The organism is Nocardioides currus (genome assembly GCF_003057875.1).
In the GTDB taxonomy this organism is placed as follows: Bacteria; Actinomycetota; Actinomycetes; order Propionibacteriales; family Nocardioidaceae; genus Nocardioides; species Nocardioides currus.
Genome location: NZ_PYXZ01000020.1, coordinates 1 through 1,405, shown reverse-complemented (window position 1 = coordinate 1,405; position 1,405 = coordinate 1). Strand labels below are relative to the sequence as shown.

Genomic DNA, 1,405 nt, shown 5'->3' with positions numbered 1-1,405 from the left:
GACAGAGCCCCGCGGGGTGGTGGGCTTTGAGGTGATCCTCGGTGCCTACACGTCGCTGCTCTCGATGGCGGCGACCGAGTCAGTATCGCTGGTGTCGTAGAGCTTGGCCATAGATCCCTCGGACAGGTAGCGACGGTCGCCAGCGATCCACTCGTCGTGCATGTCGATCAGCACCGCTCCGACCAGCCGGATCACCGCCGCCGAGTTGGGAAAGATGCCCACGACCCGGGAACGGCGCTTGATCTCCTTGTTGACTCTCTCGAGCGGGTTGGTCGACCAGATCTTGCGCCAGTGCTCACGGGGGAACGCTGTGAACGCCAGGACCTCGGCCTTGGCGTCGTCCATCAACGGACCCAGCTTGGGAAACCGTGCGGCGAGTTCGTCACGGGTCTTGTCCCACGCCGCATCGACGTCCTCGGCAGTCGGTTGGGCGAAGATCATCCGGAACGCGGTCGCGACCAGCTCGGCCTGCCCCTTGGGGACGTGGGCGAGGAGGTTGCGGGCGAAGTGGACCCGGCAGCGTTGGTGCGCGGTGCCCTGGAAGGCGCGCTTCAACGCCTTCACGAGGCCGGAGTGCTGGTCGCTGATCACCAGCTTCACGCCCGCCAGGCCGCGTTGCTTCAGGGACAGCAGGAAGCTGCGCCAGAAGACCTCGTCCTCGCTGTCGCCCACGTCTAGGCCGAGGATCTCCCGCTCACCGGTCGCGGTGACGCCGGTGGCCACGACCACGGCCATGGACACGACCTGGCCGCCCTTGCCCGGTGCGTTGCGGACGTGGAGGTAGGTCGCGTCGAGGTAGATGTAGGGGAACTCGACGTGGTCCAGGGCGCGGGTGCGGAACGCGCCGACGGTCTCGTCCAGGTTGGCGCAGATCCGAGAGACCTCCGACTTGCTGATTCCGACCGCGCCCATCGCTTCAACCAGGTCGTCGACGCTGCGCGTGCTGATGCCTTGGACGTAGGCCTCCATCACCACCGCATAGAGCGCCTGGTCGATGCGTCGGCGGGGCTCGAGGATGATGGGGAAGAACGACCCCTTCCTGAGTTTCGGGATCCGTAGCTCGACGTCGCCGGCCTTGGTGGTCAACTGCCGCGGCCGGTGGCCGTTGCGCTCGCTGACACGGTCCTCAGTGCGCTCATAGGGTGCGGCGCCGATCCGTTCGGTGGCTTCGAGTTCGATCAGTTCCTGCAGAGCGACTCGGACCGATTCACGGATCAGATCGACGCCATCACCGGCGCGGAACGCCTCGAGGAGCTCGGACAGGGCAGACTGGGGCAAGGCCATCGGTGGACCTCTTTCTTCGATGAGTGCTTGGCCGTACACACCGAAGATCCCGCCGATGGCCGTCTACGTCTTCACGCCTCGCCGCTGGCCCTCAAACCCCACCACTCCCTGGGACTCTCCT

General features: G+C 66.0%; 1 protein-coding gene. It reads right to left on the bottom strand.

Features of this window, described 5'->3' with window-relative positions:
• Positions 1-45 precede the first annotated feature (45 nt).
• Complete coding sequence (locus C7S10_RS21900; protein ID WP_108347070.1) at positions 46-1,284, bottom strand: IS256 family transposase; 1,239 nt, start codon at positions 1,282-1,284, stop codon at positions 46-48.
• Positions 1,285-1,405: the final 121 nt, after the last annotated feature.

Coding starts and splice junctions, on each gene's coding strand:
- C7S10_RS21900 (WP_108347070.1), bottom strand. CDS start 1,284: ATGGCCTTGCCCCAGTCTGCCCTGTCCGAGCTCCTCGAGGCGTTCCGC.